We start from the raw sequence: 16808 nt of genomic DNA, 5'->3' as shown, positions 1-16808 counted from the left end.
TGACGATCCCGTCGTGATCGGTCAGGAGCGGTGAACCATGCCGTGAATGGGCGGCCACGAGGGTTTTGCCATGACGATGCCGACGGATCTGCTGCAGCGCCTGACTGGCCTTGTCGGGCCTACGGGTGTCGTCACGGATGGTTCCGATCTCGAACCCTATGCGGTGGACTGGCGCAAGCTCTTCCCAGGCAAGCCGGCCTGCGTCGTGCGCCCGTCCTCGACCGAGCAGGTCGCCGGGATCGTGCAGGTCTGCCGCGAAGCGGGGGTGGCCATCGTGCCCCAGGGCGGCAATACGGGGCTCGCCGGCGGCGCAGTGCCGGATGCGTCCGGCACCCAGGTCGTCCTGTCACTCAACCGCATGGGAGCCATCCGCCATGTCGATCCCGTCGGCCTGACCATCGAGGCGGAGGCCGGGTGCATCCTGAAAGTCGCGCAGGACGCCGCTGCGGCCGACGGCCGGCTCCTGCCGATCAGCCTGGCGGCGGAAGGCTCAGCCACCATCGGCGGGGTCGTGGCGGCCAATGCGGGCGGCGTGAACGTGCTGCGCTACGGGATGACCCGCAGCCTCGTGCTCGGCCTCGAAGTGGTGCTGCCGGACGGCACCGTCGCCAACGGCCTGCGCCGCCTGCGCAAGGACAATGCGGGCTATGACTGGAAGCAGCTCTTCATCGGCAGCGAGGGCACGCTCGGGATCGTGACGGCGGCCGTCCTGAGGCTCCTGCCTCGGCCGAAGCATTCTGTCACCGCGCTGATCTCGGTGGCCGATCCCCCCGCCGCCCTGCGGCTCCTGGCCCTGTCCCAGGACGAACTCGGCGACCAGATCTCCGCCTTCGAGCTGATCTCCGCCACCTCCATGCAGCTTGTCGCCAAGCATGCCGGCCTGAAGACTCCCATCGCGGAAGGGGAATGGTTCGTGCTGATCGAGGCGGCCGCCAGCCTCGCAGGCCTGCGCGAAGCCGCCGATACCATGCTGGGTGCAGCTTTCGAGCAGGAGATCGCCCTCGACGGGGTCATTGCCGAGTCAGTCGCGCAGGCGGCCCAGCTCTGGGCCCTGCGCGAGCATGTGACAGAATCGGAGGCGCGTGAGGGCAGGAGCGTGAAGCACGATGTCTCGGTGCCGCTCACGGAGGTCCCGCGGTTCCTGTCCGAGGCCGGGAACGCGTTGGCCGCCGGAGCGCCGGGAACGCGCGTGAACGCCTTCGGGCATCTGGGCGATGGCAACATCCACTACAATATCCTCGTTGGACCGGATCACGATGCAGGCGTGGTGAATCGCATCGTGCATGACGTGGTGGCGGCCTTCGGCGGCAGCATCTCGGCGGAACACGGCATCGGCCAGTACCGCGTCGGCGAGCTCGCCCGCTACCGCGCCTCCACCGAGATGAACCTTGCCCGCGCTATCAAACGGGCGCTCGATCCCGACAACCGGCTCAATCCGGGCAAGGTGCTCCTGCCCTAAGCCTGCCTCTCGGTCCGACCCAGCATGTAGAACTCGTCGTTCGGGCGCATGTTGCTGATATTGGCGAGGCGGTTCGACATGGCGAAGAAGGCGGCAATCGCCGCGATGTCCCACACGTCTTCCTCGCTGAAGTCGTGGGCGCTCAGGGCTGCAATGTCCGCGTCACCCACGGTGTGGGCTTCGAGAGCGACCTTCATGGCAAAATCCAGCATGGCTCTCTGGCGGGGCGTGATGTCGGCCTTGCGGTAGTTCACCGCGACCTGATCGGCGATCAGCGGGTTCTTGGCCCGGATGCGCAGGATGGCCCCATGGGCGATCACGCAATATTGGCACTGGTTGGCGTTGCTGGTTGCCACCACGATCATCTCGCGCTCGGCCTTGGTGAGATTGCCGGGCTTGTCCATGAGCGCATCGTGATAGGCGAAGAAAGCGCGGAACTCGTCGGGCCGGCGTGCCAGCACCAGGAAGACGTTCGGCACAAAGCCGGACTTCTCCTGAACGGCCAAGATGCGCGAGCGGATATCTTCCGGCAGGTCGGCGATCTCAGGGATGGAAAAGCGGCTGATGTCAGGCTTGCTCACGGGACACCTCTTCTCGATGGGCCTCTCCGGAGGGCGCTTTCCAGAGGCTTCTTGCCAGATCGAGCTTATTCGGGTTGGATTCGGTAAACAACGTGTCCTGATCTAAGGAGAGCATCCATGAGCGCCCAGCAGGCCTTGTCCGATGAGAACATCCTGCTGCGGGAGGAGCAGGGTGGGGTCGTCACGCTCACCCTCAACCGTCCGGCCCAGTTCAATGCCCTGTCCGAGGAGATGCTGGAGGCTCTCCAAGAGGCGCTCGACGATCTGAAGCAGGACGAGGCCGTTCGCTGCGTTGTCATCGCGGCATCTGGCAAGGCCTTCTGCGCTGGCCACGACCTCAAGCAGATGCGCGCCAATCCGCGTCAGGATTACTACGATGCCCTGTTCGCCCAATGCGGTCGGGTGATGCAGGACATCGTGAATCTGCCCGTCCCGGTGATCGCGCGGGTGCATGGCATGGCGACCGCCGCAGGCTGCCAGCTGGTGGCCTCCTGCGATCTCGCCGTTGCCGCCGAGAGCGCCACCTTCGCGGTCTCCGGCATCAATGTAGGCTTGTTCTGCTCCACGCCTGCGGTGGCGCTTTCGCGCAACGTCTCGCCGAAGCACGCCTTCGACATGCTGGTGACGGGCCGCTTCATCTCATCCGCTGAGGCCTTGTCCTTCGGGCTCGTGAGCCGCGTCGCGCCGAACGCATCTCTCGACGAAGCTGTAGAAGCGCTGACGGCGAGCATCTGCGCCAAGAGCCCGGTGGCGATCCGCACCGGAAAGGCCATGTTCGGCCGTCAGCGCTCCATGAGCTTGGAGGACGCCTATTCCTACGCAGGCAACATCATGGCCTGCAACATGATGGCCGAGGACGCCGCGGAGGGCATCGATGCCTTCATCGAGAAGCGCAAGCCGGTGTGGAAGGGGCGCTAACTCCTCAGCCTGCGGCTTTATAAGCCCGCGCCATCTCCCGGAGCTGGAACTTCTGGATCTTGCCCGTCGAGGTCTTGGGCAGCTCCGTGAAGATCACTGTGCGCGGACATTTGTAAGACGCAAGGTTCTGGCGGCACCAGGTGATGATGTCATCAGGCGTCACTGATAGGTCTGGCTTCAGCTCGACGAAGGCGCAGGGCGTCTCGCCCCATTTCTCGTCTGGCATCGCCACCACAGCGGCCGCCTGAATGGCCGGGTGCTTATAGAGCGCATCCTCCACCTCGATGGAGGAGATGTTCTCGCCGCCCGAGATGATGATGTCCTTCGAGCGGTCCTTCAGCTGCACATAGCCGTCCGGGTATTTCACCCCGAGATCGCCGGAATGGAACCAGCCGCCCTCGAAGGCCTTGGCGGTGCCGGACGGGTTCTTGAGATAGCCCTTCATCACCACGTTGCCGCGGAACATGACCTCGCCCAGGGTCTGGCCGTCCGCCGGAACAGACTGCAGGGTTTCGGGATCGAGCACGTCGAGGGACTCGAGTACCGGGTAGCGCACGCCCTGGCGCGCCTTCTTCGCCGCGTATTCGCCAGCGTCGAGTTCATCCCATTCCTGGTGCCACTCGTTGACGACGGCAGGACCGTAGACTTCCGTCAGGCCATAGACATGGGTGACGTCGAAGCCTGCACTCTTCATGGCGGCGAGCACCGCTTCCGGCGGTGGAGCCGCCGCGGTCATGAACTTCACCGTATGCGGCACCGGCCGCTTCTCGGCCTCAGGTGCATTGAGCAGCGTCGACATAACGATGGGCGCGCCGCACAGATGCGTGACCTTGTGATCGGCGAGCGCATCGTAGACGGGCTTGGCCCGCACCGCACGCAGGCACACATGGGTGCCGGCCACGATAGAGAGCGACCAGGGAAAGCACCAGCCGTTGCAGTGGAACATGGGCAGGGTCCACAGATACACCGGGTGCTGGCCCATGGCTCCCGTGATGATGTTGCCCATGGCGAGCAGGTAGGCGCCGCGATGGTGATAGACGACACCCTTCGGATCGCCCGTGGTGCCGGACGTGTAGTTGAGCGTGATCGCGTCCCACTCGTCCTGTGGTGGGCTCCAGGCGAAATCCGGATCGCCTTCCGCAACAAGCGCCTCATACTCCATGCCACCGAGGCGCTCGCCTGAGCCGGTGAATTCCGGATCGTCGTAGTCGATCACCAGAGGCTTGTTCGTGCTCAGTTCAAGAGCGGCTTTGACGGTGCTCGAGAACTCCCTGTCCGTGATCAGAACCTTGGCTTCGCTGTGCTCCAGGGAGAAGGCGATAATCTTCGCATCGAGGCGGGTATTGAGGGTGTTGAGCACCGCGCCGGCCATCGGCACGCCGTAGTGGCATTCGAGCATGGCCGGTGTGTTCGGCAGCATCACTGACACCGTATCGCCTCGCCCGATGCCGCGCCGGGCCAGGGCCGAGGCGAGGCGCCGTGTGCGCGCATAGAGGTCGCGATAGTTGCGCCGCAACGGGCCATGGATGACGGCGACCCGATCCGGATGCACGCCAGCCGCGCGCTCCAGGAAGCTGAGGGGCGTCAGCGGCTGATAGTTCGCCGGGTTCTTGTCGAGATGGGTGTCGTAGATGCTCGGAGCCACGTCTGGTCCTCCCCTTGGTGGCAAGTATCGCCACGGGGGAGGGGCCTGACAATCCTACCAAATGTGAGGAGCTGCGTTCACCCCTCTGCCGAGGCAACGGCTCTCTGCGCTTTCGCCGTGATCTCATCCCAGGCCCCGGCGCGGATGTCCGAGACCGGGCTGATCCATGAGCCGCCGATGGCCACCACATTGGGAAGGGCGAGCCAATCCTTGGCGTTCTTCTCGTCGATGCCGCCCGTGGGGCAGAAACGCGCCTGCGGGAATGGTCCTGCGAGAGCCTTCAGAGCAGGAATGCCGCCCGCTGTAACGGCGGGGAAGAACTTGACGGTCTGGAAGCCATGAGCGAGCGCCATCATCAACTCGGACGCCGTCGCGATGCCGGGGATGAACGGCATCTCGCTGCGAGATGCCGCATCGAGCAGGTCCGGCGTGGCGCCGGGGCTCAGGGCATAACGGGCGCCGAGCGCCTGTGCCCGCTCCAGGTCCTTCGGCGTCAGGACCGTGCCGATGCCCACGATTGCGTCCGGCACGTCCCGGATGATGGCGGCCGCCGCATCGGCCGCCGCCGGTGTGCGCAGAGTGATCTCGAGAAGGCGCAGACCGCCTGCCACGAGGGCGCGGGCGAGAGGAACTGCATCCTCCACGCGCTCCAGCGTGATGACCGGAACGACCGGGCCGGAGCGGAGCAGATCGGCAAGCTGCCGGTCGCGGGATTCAGCCAGAGGTGACAGATCTTGGTTCATCCGAGAAACTCCTTGAGCGATGTGTTACGGCTTTGGCATGGCGTCGCGAGGAATGATCGCGCCGCGATAGCGAACCACTTGGCCGGCGAGGCGATGCCCTGCCTGGGCTGCCGCCTCTGGGCCTTGTCCCAGAAGGCGCGCGTGCAGATAGGCGGCCGCGAAGCTGTCACCGGCGGCAGTCGTATCGACCACGTCGTCCGCAGGTTTGCCCGGAACGACAATCTCCTCGCCCTTCAGCATGACTCGGCAGGTCAGGTCCGAATATTTGAGCACGATCTCCGCTCGGTCCGCGAAGGCCAGCACTTCATCAACTCCGGCATTGCCAAACAGAAGTTCAAGATCCTCCGTGGAGGCGAGGATGATATCGGCGCATTCGAAAGCTTGCTGGAAGGCCTTCCTCGCAATCGCTTGATCGGGCCAGCCGCGCGGGCGGAAATTGGTGTCGAAGGCCACGCGTTTGCCGGCCGAGCGTATGTCGCGCAAGGCTTCGAACAAACGCCCGCGCCCTTCATCCCCGTAGAGGGCCAGCGAGATGCCCGAGAAGTAGACGAGATCGTCGCCGGTGAGGGAGTCGATGATCGTGCGGGCTTCAGTGGCTTGGAAGAGCAGGCGGGCGGCTGCGGTCTCGCGCCAATAGGAGAACCGGCGCTCGCCTTTGGGATCCGTCTGAATGATGTAGAGGCCGGGTAGGCGGCCAGGCAGGCGCAGCACGCGGCCAGTGCCCACGCCCTCCGCCTTCCAGGCTGCGATCAGCTCGTCGCTCCAGCTGTCGTCCCCCAGGGCGGTGATGTAATCCACCTGCGAGCCGAGGCGGGCGAGATAGACGGCGGTGTTGAGGGTATCCCCGCCGAAGCTGCGGGACAGCCTGCCGTCGGCCTCCTCCCGAAGCTCGATCATGCATTCCCCAATGCAGGCGACCCGTGTCATGCTTTCACCGTGGCGTTGTTCTATCCCGCTAGGGAATATGATGGGACGAGGCTCTTTGTCGATCCGAATATTGCGATCATTCGCTTGGTTCATCGCCAAAAGGGGCTCATCGCTGTCCCGCGCCGCCGCAGACACACCAAGAACTCGCGTCTAACAATCTCAAGCTGATTCCCTGAAAGCGCGGGACCTCGCTGGCGCCCGTGCATCGAAGCGGAGCCTGTGAAGGCAAGGCAGCATTCAGGCAGTCTTTGATGAGATATGGGCAAGTATCCCTTGTCTATTGTGCGTAAATTGAACTTTGCCACTTTAATTCCTGGCTGAACGCGCTAATGAGGAAATGCTGTCTTATGCATTCACCGTCGAAAACAAGGAGTTCCTGATGGCCAAGACTGCAACCAAGGTTTCCAAGAAGGCCCCGGCCAAGAAGGCTGCGGCGCCGAAGGCTGCAGCAAAGGCAACGTCGAAGACCGCGAAGGCGCCCGCCAAGGCTGCCGGCAAGGCGGCTGCGACCAAGGCTGCGAGCAAGACCTCGAAGGCTGCCGTGAAGAAGACCGCGAAGGCTTCTACCTCGTCGGCTTCCCCGATCCTGACGCTGCGCAACATTGCCGATCGTCTCTCCGAGATGCACGAGGTGCCCAAGCGCCAGGCCAACGAGATGATGACCCAGGTGGTCGAGATGATCGCCAAGAGCCTGAAGAAGGGCGACAAGATCCGCCTGAGCGGCCTCGGCATCCTGCAGGTGCGCAAGCGCGCCGCCCGCATGGGCCGCAACCCGCAGACCGGCGAGCCCGTGAAGATCAAGGCTTCGAAGAAGATCGCCTTCCGCGCGGCCAAGGACCTCAAGGACTCGATCTAAGGGGTCGCTGCGTTTGGAGGGGAACCTCTTCGACCGCAAGAGACACCGGATCTCTACGCAAGCAAGGCAGGAAACTGCCTTGCTTTTTTGTTGCCTCGCGCCGGAGCCGCATGACCATCCTGTCTCAATGCATCGCTGACGGATGCTCCGCATAAGACGTTCAGCTAGATCCCGAACGATACAGCCCTAGAACAGGAGGGTGCATGACAATCAGCCTCAGCCGCCGCGTCGCTCCAGCATCACACGGGTCGTCCTTGCCCGGCTGATCCTTGCTCTTGCGCTCGGGCTTGCTGTCGCGTCGGGGTTGATCCGGGCCGGCTTTCTCGACATCCCGAACAGGTTCAATCCTTTCACGCCGTTGAGGGTTGCGGACGATGTCAGTTGGCTGACCCGATGGAAGCTCTCCCGCCTTGAAGGCAATCGCGGCCAGTGCCTCGCTGTGCTCGACGGGTCGCCGGTTGCGCACAGGGCCGTGCCGGACCGTGCCTCAGAGGATGGCTGCGGGCTGTCGAATGCCGTCGAGGTATCGCGGTCTTCGGTTGGGTTGAGCGGGAGCTTCACGGCCACATGCCCGCTGACGGTGGCCTGGGCCCTGTTCGAACGGCATGTGCTGCTTCCCGCGGCACGGGACCATCTTGGACAGGAGGTCGTGAGAGTCGTGCATTTCGGCACTTATGCCTGCCGGAACATCAATCACCGGGCTGGCGGGCGGCGCAGCGAACATGCCACCGCCAATGCCATCGACATTGCAGGCTTCGTCCTTGCCGACGGGCGGCAGATCACGGTGAGGAGCTATTGGTCGGGAGGCGATGAGCGCCGTGAGGCTTTCCTGCGGGCCCTAAGAGATGGGGCTTGTCGCTTCTTCGATGTGGTGCTCAGCCCCGATTATAACGAGGCTCACCACGATCACTTCCACTTCGATATGGGATCCTACCGGGCGTGCCGGTAGCAGATCCCGCATCGGTCAGGAGCAGACCGATCAGTTCATCGCGTAGCTGGGGGCCTCGCCCATCTGAGCCGCCTTGGCCGCCAGAAGGAGCGCTTCGCCGAGTTCGCGGGCATGCTCGGGGGTCATGGCCACCGGCATCTGACGCCGGATGCCCTGCTCGTATTCCTCAGGCGTGGTGGCAAGCTCGATCACCATCATCGCGTCCCGACCGTCGAGCGTGCCGACGGAAAAGCTGGTGAGAGCGCCGATCAGGTCCATGTCCGGTTTCATTTTTAAAGCCCCTTGCGTAACGTCATTAAACTTTACCGAATGGCCCAATCCTTGTCTGCTCTGCATATAGAGAGCGGATTTTGTTACGTTTGTTTCTTTTGACTTGTCTCTTTGATATCTTTGCTGTTTCAGTCGCGAAAAATCGCCAGACATACTCTAAAATCTGCTTTCTTCCGATCCGCCGGTCGCAAGAATTGTGACGAGCCCTTCGTATCAAATGCGCGATTGGCGCGTTGACCAAGCGCAGCCTTGGCCGCCGTCGGTGGACCGGTAGCCGGGAGCGGAGGTGGTCATGGCGAACAGGCTCTTGAGTACTCTCGCGTTCTTTCTTCTGGCCGGTGAGGTTCTTGCGGCCGGGCCGATCGCTCCCGACGCGGAACTCGATGTTGCGCTCGTCATCGCGGTCGATGTCTCGTCATCCATGGAGGGTGAAGAGCAGGGCCTGCAGCGCGAGGGTTTCGTGGAAGCGTTCCGGTCGTCCCTCGTGCATGAGGCCATCGCAAATGGTCTGCATGGCCGCATCGCCGTCACTTATGTGGAATGGTCAGGCGTGAAGGATCAGCGCGTGCTTGTGCCGTGGACCATCATCGACAGCCCGGAGAAGGCGACTTCATTTGCCAATCATCTCGCCTACCAGCCCATTCGCCAGGCGGGGATGACATCGATCTCCGGCATCATCGATCACAGCCGCAAGCTGTTCGAGCAACTGGGCGGAGTTCCGATCCGCCGTGTGGTCGACGTGTCCGGGGATGGTCCCAACAACGACGGCCGCCGCGTTACCTACGCGCGGGACGAGGCTGTTGCGGATGGCATCGTCATCAATGGATTGCCGATCATGTTCAGGCGGGCGTCCGGCAGCACGGAACTGCAGGATCTCGATCTCTACTTCAAGGAATGCGTCATCGGCGGCACCGGCTCATTCGTTCTGCCCCTGCACGATCCCGAGCAGTTTGCCATGGTCATCCGCACGAAGATCATGCGCGAGATTGCAGGAGTCGATAATGCCGTTCCCCGCATCATTCCCGCGCAGACCGGCATGCCGAGCATGAACTGCGTGACGGGCGAGAAGCGAAAACAGGAGGACCTGCTGAGTCAGGAGAGAAAGCCATGACGGCGTGAAAAGGGCCAGGCAGCAACAGATGCCCGGCCCTCGCTAGAGCATCGGACCCAAAAGTGGACTTGCACTTTTGGGATCCATCCGATGCTCCATTCCTAAAGAGTGCATCGTGTGGACCGGACCCAGGGGGCCGCGCCAGCGAAAACCGGGTCCACTTTTCCGCACGATGCGCTGACGAACCCTTGCAGGCCTACTTCATCAGTCCTGCCGCCCTGAGGGCTTTCGTGATCACCGACCCCACATCCATGTGCGGCGCCCCAGGTTTCGGTGCCTCCTGGCGCTGATTGCGCGTGGCGCCTCGTGCTGCCCACTCATCTGCGGGAGGCCGCTTGCCGGTGAACATCGTCGGCAGGTCGTGCTGAACGGGCTCAGGAGCGGTGCGGATGCGCGAGGCGTCATCCGCCTGCTCCGTCAGCCCCCAGAACTGTGCGATGCGGTAGCTCGATGAGATGCCCACATCGAGAAGGAAGGGGCCGGCCGCACCATAGCTGTTCTCATCGTCACCAACGGCCAGTGGTGTGCCATGGGCCATGCCGGTGATGACATATTCCTCGATCACGTCGTCGCCGGACGCGTTGGTCCAGACACGGCGCGGATAGCCATCGACGGTTTCGCTGAAGCTGGGACTCGGCTTGAGGCCATGGACATCCGTCCATTGCTTGACGATCTCGCCTGCATTCATCGGCTTCACGGTGGCATCGGCGCTGCCATGCCAGACGGAGACCTTGGGCCATGATCCCCGATGGGACGAGGCGTTGCGCACCAAGCCACCCCATTCCTGCGCCGACCGGACCTGGCCCTGGAACATGCATTCGAAGGCCTCGGGCACGCTGGTGGCGCAGCGATAGGGCAGGCCCGCGATGATGGCGCCAGCGGCAAAGACTTCCGGATAGGTGGCCAGCATGGTGGCCGTCATGGCCCCGCCGGCGGAGAGCCCGGTGACGAAGACGCGGCTGCGGTCCACATGATGCTGCTGGATCGCATGCTCCACCATCTGCCGGATCGAGCCTGCCTCGCCCTGCCCACGTTCGGTGTCTCCGGTCTGGAACCAGTTGAAGCAGCGTTTCGGATTGTTGGCCTCCCGTTGCTCCGCATAAAGCAGGATGAACCCGTAGCGATCGGCAAGGGTCGACCAGCCGGAGCCATGGTCATAACCGGCCGCCGTTTGGGTGCAGCCATGCAGAACGACTACGAGAGCCGGCGATGCTGAAACCTCCTCCGGCACATAGGTCAGCATGCGCAAATTGCCCGGATTAGCACCAAACCCCGAGACCTCGGTCAGACGGTTCGGCACTGCCGGGCTCTCACTTGAAGCTGCCGCCCCGGTGGCTGCCATGACGGTTTCCCAATGGCGCTTCTGTTGGGCTATCTGCCGGATCATTTGCCCTAAGCGTTGCATAATATTTGGCCCTTCCGGGTAAGTGGTTGTTCTAAACAGAACGCCTCATATGGGGGCTTTGTTGCAGTGCACAATACGCGGATTGCTGCGCAGCAAAGCATTTGGCTCCTGCCAAGCCTGGCTGTTTCTTGACCGAAATCAATGCAGAGGCACCATGAATGGCTAAGCTTCCTCCCATCGCGCCTGAGCGAGATGCCTGATGGAGGAGCGACAGATGCCCGAATTCACCAAGTTCGTTGAAGACCTGAAGCGCACCCGCGACGAGATCCGGCTTCAGATCCACCTTGCCTCCAAGGAGCTGCAGGAGGAATGGGCTGAGATCGAGAGCCGCTGGAGCGTCTTCGAGAGCAAGGCGGAGCTAGACAAGAGCGCCAAGGACGTGAACGACGCGGTGAAGATCCTCGGCGCCGAGCTGAAGGAAGCGCTCACCAGGGTTCGGAAGGCGCTCTGATCATGGTCGGAGCTACCAGCCTCCGTGAGGAGCTTCACATCTTGCGGGCGGAGCTTGGACGCAAAGAGCCAGGGAAGCAGCCAGCATCCGCCGATCCGCTATCAGTGAAGACCGGCAGCGAGGCTGCGCCGCAAGCCGAAGCCGTGGCGGATCTGAGGGAGCAGCTTGGCGAATTGGGAAAAGCGCTCTCCGAGCATACGGGCGGCATTGAGGAATTCGTCAAGGAGCGCCCGCTCGCGTCGGTGCTCGCTACTTTCACACTTGGGATCGTGGTCGGACGTCTGATGGGAAGGGCCTGACATCATGATGGACAATCTCGTCCGTAATCTTCGCGTACTGTGGCGCGCTGAGTCGATCATCGCGGATATTCGCTTCCGGCAGATGATGACCCGCTCCTCCTTGAGAGGCATCGCGGCTCTCCTTGGAGCCTTTGCATTCCTCATGGGAAATCTGGCCCTGTTCTTCGCCTTGGAGCAAGCCTGGGGGACTATTTGGGCTGCGGCCTTGATCGGACTCGCCAATCTCCTGCTGGCGATCATCCTTCTGGTCGTGGCGGAGCGGTCGAAACCCGGCCGCGAGATGGAGCTGGCCCTCGAGGTGCGCAACATGGCCCTGCAGTCCCTTGAGACGGACGCTCAGGCGATCCAGCAGCAGCTCAGCGATTTCCGGAATGAGGTGCGCGGCGTCCGCGAGGCGGTCGTCGGCTTCGTTCGTCACCCGCTCGACTCCGTGCTGCCCGGCATGCTCGTGCCGCTGGCCGGCGCTGTCATCAAGGGGTTGACGAAGCCGGAATAGGCTTTTTCCGGTTCCACATCTCAAATGATGAGGCCGGGACATGTTCATGTCCCGGCCTGTTGCTTTTGATCAGGGGCGCTTGTCGGATGAGCGCTTCTTGTCCTTCGGACGCTTGAAATCTTTCGGTCCCTTGTCGGCTGGCGGTCCCTTGCGAGCAGGATGGGCACTTCGCTCCTTGGGACCATGACTCTTCGGGCCGTTGCCTTTCGGCCCGCTCCAGGGCTTGGCGTCGCGCGGCTTGCCGGGGCCTGCCTTGCCGAATCCTGGCTTGCCGGGACCTGCATCGGCAGGCTCAATCTGAATGTCCTCGTCATTGGTCTTGCGGACCGCAGAGGCAAACTTCGAGGCCTGGGATTTCACGATCTCGAACTTCGTTTCCCGGTCGAAGATCTTGATCGAGCCGATCTCCTTCTTCGTCACGTGCCCGAGGCGGCAGATGATCGGCAGCAGCCAACGAGGATCAGCGTTGTTGCGGCGCCCGACGCTCATGCGGAACCATACCATGTCCTCGGACGAGCGCTCGAAGCCGCCCTCGGATGCGCCACGATCCTTGAAGCCGCGGGTGCGCTCCTCGCTCCGCTCGCGCTTGTCCTTGCGCTGGCGCGGCTCGCGGTCGGTGCCCGCATCGACGATCTCTTCCGGCGCCGGCAGGCGGGCGCGGTGGAACTTGACCAGGGCGTTGGCGATTTCCTCGGCCGAACGCTCAGCGAGAAGCGCGCGCGCCATGCCCATGTCTTCGTCCGTCGCCTCTTCGGCGAAGATCGGATCCTGCATCAGGCGCTCGCGGTCCCGCAGGCGGATTTCGTCCGCCGAGGGAGCGCCGGCCCAGGTCACGTCGACGCCGGCCATGTCGATGAGCCGCTCGGCCTTGCGGCGGCGGGTATAAGGCACGAGCATCACGCACACGCCCTTGCGGCCCGCGCGGCCCGTGCGGCCGCTGCGGTGCAGAAGCGTCTCATGGTCGTTCGGCAGGTCGAAGTGGATCACGAGGCCCAGATCCGGCAGGTCGATGCCGCGGGCCGCCACGTCGGTGGCGACGCACACGCGGGCGCGGCCGTCACGAAGCGACTGCAGGGCGTTGCTGCGCTCGTTCTGGGTCAGCTCGCCCGAGATCGCCACGGCCGCGAAGCCGCGCTCGATCAGGCTCGCATGGAGATGACGCACTGCCTCGCGGGTATGGCAGAACACCATGGCGCCACGGCTCTCGTAGAAGCGCAGAACGTTGACCACCGCATGCTCGACCTCGTTAGGCGCGATCCTGAGGGCGCGATACTCGATGTCGCCATGAGGCTCGTTCTCGACCAGGGTGTCGATCCGGTGCGCCTCGCGCTGGTAGCGCCGGGCCAGGGCGACGATGTTCTTCGGCAGGGTGGCCGAGAACAGGAGCGTGCGGCGCTCGTCCGGCGTAGCGTCGAGGATGAACTCCAGATCCTCGCGGAATCCGAGATCGAGCATCTCGTCGGCCTCGTCGAGCACCACGACGCGCATCTTGGAGGTGTCGAGGCGCCCACGCTCGAGGTGGTCGCGCAGACGGCCCGGGGTGCCGACCACGATGTGGCAGCCATCGGCGAGCGCCCGCTGCTCACGGCGCACATCCATGCCGCCGACGCAGGAGGCGACCCGCGCACCGGCCGGGCCGTAGAGCCAGATCAGCTCCCGGTTGACCTGGAGGGCGAGCTCGCGGGTGGGGGCGATGATCAGGGCCAGGGGCTCGCGCGGCGCCTCGAAGCGCTCGGCGTCGCCCAGCAGGGTGGACGCCATGGCGAGGCCGTAGGCAACCGTCTTGCCCGAACCCGTCTGTGCGGAAACGAGAAGATCCCGATCGACAGCCTCCGGCTGCAGCACGGCGGCCTGGACGGGGGTCGGGTCGTTGTAGCCTTTGTCGGCCAGGGCGCGGTCGAGGCTGGGATTGGACTTGGGGAAAGGCATGAGAATGGGCTGAACCGTTTCAAGAGGAGCCCTCAAGGGCTCCGGTAAGGATGATCAGCCGGAGGCAGCGGCGTCGTCTATTTCGTCGATGGACACCAGGAACACGACATCGATATCGAGGTCGTCATCATCGTCTTCGCCGTCTTCGTCGACCTCGTCCTCTTCGTCCAGGGCCTCATAGAAGGCATCGATTTCGTCTTCCGATGCGGGCCGTGTCGTCAAGGCAGCTGAGCCGTCCCAGAGGGAGCGGCTCTCGCTCTTAAACGACTTCAGGTCATCTTTAAAGCTCTCGCTGAGAAAGAGTTCGCGAGCCTGCTCCTCATCGGCGTTCGTTACGGCAACCGCCTTGCCGGCTATCTCAAGGGTGACCATGGCTCGTCCTTTGCCGCTGCAATGGGATCCGAGGGACTAACGCTCAAGCCCGGAATTCGATCAAACCGAACCTGGTTAAGCCTTTCCGGGTCTTCAGGAAGGGTGTGAACAGCCCTTAAGACCAGTATGGACATGAGGCAACCAATATGAGACCAGTTAAGCTGTGAACGTGACTGGCTCCACTGTCTGCTTCCGGTCCCTCGACCGGCTTTCCCTGACCGGCTCCCGCGTCAATGAGGACGGGGCCGGCCTGCACGGCCGCTTTGCCTGGATCGTCGATGGAGCCACAGGTCTCTCCGACGACCGCTTGACCTCCGGAGGCAGCGATGCGGCCTGGCTGGCCTCCCTCATCGACGAGCGGTTGGCTGCCCTGTCCTCACAGGAAGACGCTGATGCGCTGCTGGGCAGCCTGGAGGCCGGCATCATGGCGGCATTCGAGGATGAGACCGCGCATGTGCCGGAGGTCAGCGACTACCATGCCCCCTCCGCGTGCCTCGGCCTGATCGAGGTGACGCCCGGGGAGGGCGGTTACTTCGGGATCCAGGGGCGCCTCCTGGGCGACGTGGTCGTTCTCGTGCCGTCGGAGCACGGGGTCGCCCGCTGGAGCGACGAGCGGGCGAAGCCTTTCGAGCGCCGGACGCTGGCGGCTCTGGGCGCGCAGGGCCATGAGCCGGGGCAGATCCCTGAAGCGGTCAGGCGCCAAATCCTGGAAAACCGCACCCGTCTGAACCAACAGGACGGTTATTGGGTGGTGAACCCGCGTCGGCCCTGGGCCGGTCAGGAGCTGCGGTTCACCGCACAGGTGAAGCCGGGCGCACCCATCGTGCTCGCCACTGACGGCTTCATGCGGCTCGTGGATGTGTTCGCCGCATACTCGGACGAGGATCTCTACGACCGGCTCGCCGCGGGGAAAGGGCCGGACCTGATGCAGGAATTACGGGATAGGGAGCGGGGCGACCTCATGGCAGGCGCCTATCCTCGTGTTAAAACCCACGACGACGCGACCTTTCTCGTCATTGCAGCCGAGCGATCGCGCTGAACGAGTTCCGCAAGGTCTGTTCGACGAGCAGGCCCTGCGGTGGGAGGACAAGGACTTCAACAATGAGGGAAACGACGATGAAACTGACCCGACGCATTCTGATGGGCGCTGCCGCCGGCAGCCTCCTGCTCTCAGGCACCGTCGCCATGGCCCAGCAGACCGAGCTGACCTTCTGGAGCTGGCGCCAGGAAGACCGCGCCTTCTACCAGGACACCATCAAGAAGTTTCAGGAGAAGAACCCGGGCATCACGGTCAAGTTCGAGACCTATGCGCCTGAGAACTACCAGACGATCCTCTCCACGGCGCTCGCCGCCGGCCGCGGCCCGGACGTGATCCAGGTGCGCGCCTACGGCAACCTGGAGACGATTGCGACCCCCGGCTACCTGCTCGCTCTCGACCAGCAGAACGTGCCGGAGCTGGCGAACTTCCCTGAAGCATCGCTCGCCGCCGAGACCCTGCGCGCCGACGGCAAGGTCTATGCCGTTCCCTTCGCCATGCAGGCCCAGCTCGTGGTCTACAACAAGAAGATCTTCAAGGATAACGGCGTGAACCCGCCCAAGACCTGGGATGAGCTGATGACGCTCGCCCAGGCGCTGAAGGCCAAGAACATCACGCCGTTCGCCAACGGAACGGCCACCGCCTGGCAGAACGAGACCATCGTCGGCGGCCTGCTCTCGTCCATGCTCGGCAAAGAGTTCGAGGCCGACATCGTGTCCGGCAAGGCGAACTTCACCGATCCGCGCTTCGTCACCGCGCTGACGAAGCTCAAGGATGTCAGCCAGTACTTCTCGCCGAACTTCACCGGCGTCGATTACCCGTCCTCGCAGCAGCTCTTCGTGGCAGGCCGCGCGGCCATGTTCGCGGGCGGCTCCTACGAGGTGGCGAACTTCAAGAACCAGAACCCGACCCTCGACCTCGGGGTGTTCCCGGCTCCCGTCGCGAAGACGGGCGACCAGCACCTGATCGCCACCTATTATGATGGCGGTTATGCGGTGAACGCCAAGACCGAGAAGAAAGACGCGGCGCTCAAGTTCGTGCGCTACCTTGCCACGCCCGAATACGGCACGGCCTTCACCAATACGCTCAAGAACCTGTCCCCGATCAAGGGCATCAAGATCGAGGACCCGATCACCCAGGAGGTGGCGAAGCTCGCCGAGAACTCCATGTCGTACCTGATGCTCGTGCGTTTCCGCTATCAGGAGCCGAGCGGCTCGGTGCTGCTGCAGTCGAACGTTCAGAAGATGCTCGCCGGCCAGCAGACCCCGGAGCAGGCCGCGGCCGAGATCAACAAGGGCATCGCGACCTACTACAAGCCGTTCCAGAAGTAAGTCTGTGACACAGGGGCGGCGGGCTCTCGG

Annotated in this window: 18 protein-coding genes; 10 read left to right on the top strand and 8 right to left on the bottom strand. The window is 63.5% G+C overall.

The genetic code is table 11. The features are described from left to right. The first annotated feature begins 70 nt into the window (after window positions 1-70). Window positions 71-1459 (top strand): FAD-binding oxidoreductase, encoded by a 1389-nt coding sequence (locus tag JQC81_RS12595; protein WP_203272157.1) that lies wholly within the window; start codon window positions 71-73, stop codon window positions 1457-1459. Here the strand turns inward: JQC81_RS12595 and JQC81_RS12590 are convergent. Further along, the gene (locus JQC81_RS12590) at window positions 1456-2040 is read right to left on the bottom strand and encodes a peroxidase-related enzyme (protein ID WP_203272156.1); all 585 of its coding nucleotides are present in this window, start codon (window positions 2038-2040) and stop codon (window positions 1456-1458) included. The two genes, JQC81_RS12595 and JQC81_RS12590, sit on opposite strands and share 4 nt — an antisense overlap. Window positions 2041-2157: 117 nt before the next feature. On the opposite strand from JQC81_RS12590, the gene JQC81_RS12585 reads away from it, so the two are divergent. After that, window positions 2158-2958, top strand: a complete 801-nt coding sequence (locus JQC81_RS12585) for an enoyl-CoA hydratase (RefSeq protein WP_203272155.1) — start codon at window positions 2158-2160, stop codon at window positions 2956-2958. 4 nt (window positions 2959-2962) lie between these two features. Here the strand turns inward: JQC81_RS12585 and JQC81_RS12580 are convergent, their stop codons facing one another. The 3 genes from JQC81_RS12580 to JQC81_RS12570 all read right to left on the bottom strand — a co-directional run bounded on the left by JQC81_RS12580 (window position 2963) and on the right by JQC81_RS12570 (window position 6273). Further along, window positions 2963-4603, bottom strand: a complete 1641-nt coding sequence (locus JQC81_RS12580; protein ID WP_203272154.1) for an acyl-CoA synthetase — start codon at window positions 4601-4603, stop codon at window positions 2963-2965. Between the two features lie 77 nt (window positions 4604-4680). Continuing rightward, entirely contained in the window at window positions 4681-5346 is a 666-nt protein-coding gene (gene eda / locus JQC81_RS12575) for a bifunctional 4-hydroxy-2-oxoglutarate aldolase/2-dehydro-3-deoxy-phosphogluconate aldolase (protein ID WP_203272153.1), read from the bottom strand. Window positions 5347-5370: 24 nt separating this feature from the next. Further along, window positions 5371-6273: a sugar kinase gene (locus JQC81_RS12570; protein ID WP_203272152.1), complete on the bottom strand. Its 903-nt coding sequence runs from the start codon at window positions 6271-6273 to the stop codon at window positions 5371-5373. Window positions 6274-6652: 379 nt separating this feature from the next. Between JQC81_RS12570 and JQC81_RS12565 the strand changes: the two genes are divergently transcribed. Further along, window positions 6653-7129, top strand: coding sequence for an HU family DNA-binding protein (locus JQC81_RS12565; RefSeq protein WP_203272151.1), 477 nt, complete (start codon window positions 6653-6655; stop codon window positions 7127-7129). A gap of 199 nt (window positions 7130-7328) precedes the next feature. Beyond that, window positions 7329-8078: an extensin-like domain-containing protein gene (locus JQC81_RS12560; RefSeq protein ID WP_203272150.1), complete on the top strand. Its 750-nt coding sequence runs from the start codon at window positions 7329-7331 to the stop codon at window positions 8076-8078. A gap of 30 nt (window positions 8079-8108) precedes the next feature. Here the strand turns inward: JQC81_RS12560 and JQC81_RS12555 are convergent, their stop codons facing one another. Next, window positions 8109-8348 carry a hypothetical protein gene (locus tag JQC81_RS12555; protein ID WP_183447719.1) on the bottom strand — a complete coding sequence of 80 codons (240 nt, stop codon included), beginning with the start codon at window positions 8346-8348 and terminating at the stop codon, window positions 8109-8111. A gap of 292 nt (window positions 8349-8640) precedes the next feature. Here JQC81_RS12555 and JQC81_RS12550 point away from each other — a divergent pair, with 292 nt between their 5' ends. After that, window positions 8641-9459, top strand: a complete 819-nt coding sequence (locus tag JQC81_RS12550) for a DUF1194 domain-containing protein (protein WP_203272149.1) — start codon at window positions 8641-8643, stop codon at window positions 9457-9459. A gap of 196 nt (window positions 9460-9655) precedes the next feature. Here the strand turns inward: JQC81_RS12550 and JQC81_RS12545 are convergent, their stop codons facing one another. Continuing rightward, a complete protein-coding gene (locus tag JQC81_RS12545) occupies window positions 9656-10801 on the bottom strand; it encodes an extracellular catalytic domain type 1 short-chain-length polyhydroxyalkanoate depolymerase (RefSeq protein WP_246520384.1) in 1146 nt (381 codons plus the stop codon). A gap of 277 nt (window positions 10802-11078) precedes the next feature. Between JQC81_RS12545 and JQC81_RS12540 the strand changes: the two genes are divergently transcribed. From JQC81_RS12540 to JQC81_RS12530, 3 genes are read left to right on the top strand one after another with little or no spacing between them, the layout of a single operon-like run. Next, the gene (locus tag JQC81_RS12540) at window positions 11079-11315 is read left to right on the top strand and encodes a hypothetical protein (protein WP_203272147.1); all 237 of its coding nucleotides are present in this window, start codon (window positions 11079-11081) and stop codon (window positions 11313-11315) included. Window positions 11316-11317: 2 nt separating this feature from the next. After that, window positions 11318-11614 carry a hypothetical protein gene (locus JQC81_RS12535; RefSeq protein WP_203272146.1) on the top strand — a complete coding sequence of 99 codons (297 nt, stop codon included), beginning with the start codon at window positions 11318-11320 and terminating at the stop codon, window positions 11612-11614. Window positions 11615-11618: 4 nt separating this feature from the next. Then, window positions 11619-12110 carry a phage holin family protein gene (locus tag JQC81_RS12530; RefSeq protein WP_203272145.1) on the top strand — a complete coding sequence of 164 codons (492 nt, stop codon included), beginning with the start codon at window positions 11619-11621 and terminating at the stop codon, window positions 12108-12110. 69 nt (window positions 12111-12179) lie between these two features. Here JQC81_RS12530 and JQC81_RS12525 read toward each other — a convergent pair whose 3' ends face one another. Beyond that, window positions 12180-14039, bottom strand: a complete 1860-nt coding sequence (locus JQC81_RS12525; RefSeq protein ID WP_203272201.1) for a DEAD/DEAH box helicase — start codon at window positions 14037-14039, stop codon at window positions 12180-12182. A 54-nt stretch (window positions 14040-14093) separates the two neighbouring features. Further along, on the bottom strand, window positions 14094-14411 hold the full coding sequence (locus JQC81_RS12520; RefSeq protein WP_196261955.1) for a hypothetical protein: 318 nt from the start codon (window positions 14409-14411) through the stop codon (window positions 14094-14096). Between the two features lie 163 nt (window positions 14412-14574). Between JQC81_RS12520 and JQC81_RS12515 the strand changes: the two genes are divergently transcribed. Next, complete coding sequence (locus tag JQC81_RS12515; RefSeq protein ID WP_203272144.1) at window positions 14575-15450, top strand: hypothetical protein; 876 nt, start codon at window positions 14575-14577, stop codon at window positions 15448-15450. A gap of 77 nt (window positions 15451-15527) precedes the next feature. Further along, window positions 15528-16778, top strand: a complete 1251-nt coding sequence (locus JQC81_RS12510) for an extracellular solute-binding protein (protein WP_203272143.1) — start codon at window positions 15528-15530, stop codon at window positions 16776-16778. The last annotated feature ends 30 nt before the right edge of the window (window positions 16779-16808 follow it).

This window comes from Microvirga arabica (assembly GCF_016811235.1).
Lineage (GTDB): Bacteria > Pseudomonadota > Alphaproteobacteria > Rhizobiales > Beijerinckiaceae > Microvirga > Microvirga arabica.
This window is presented reverse-complemented; position numbering and strand designations above follow the sequence as displayed.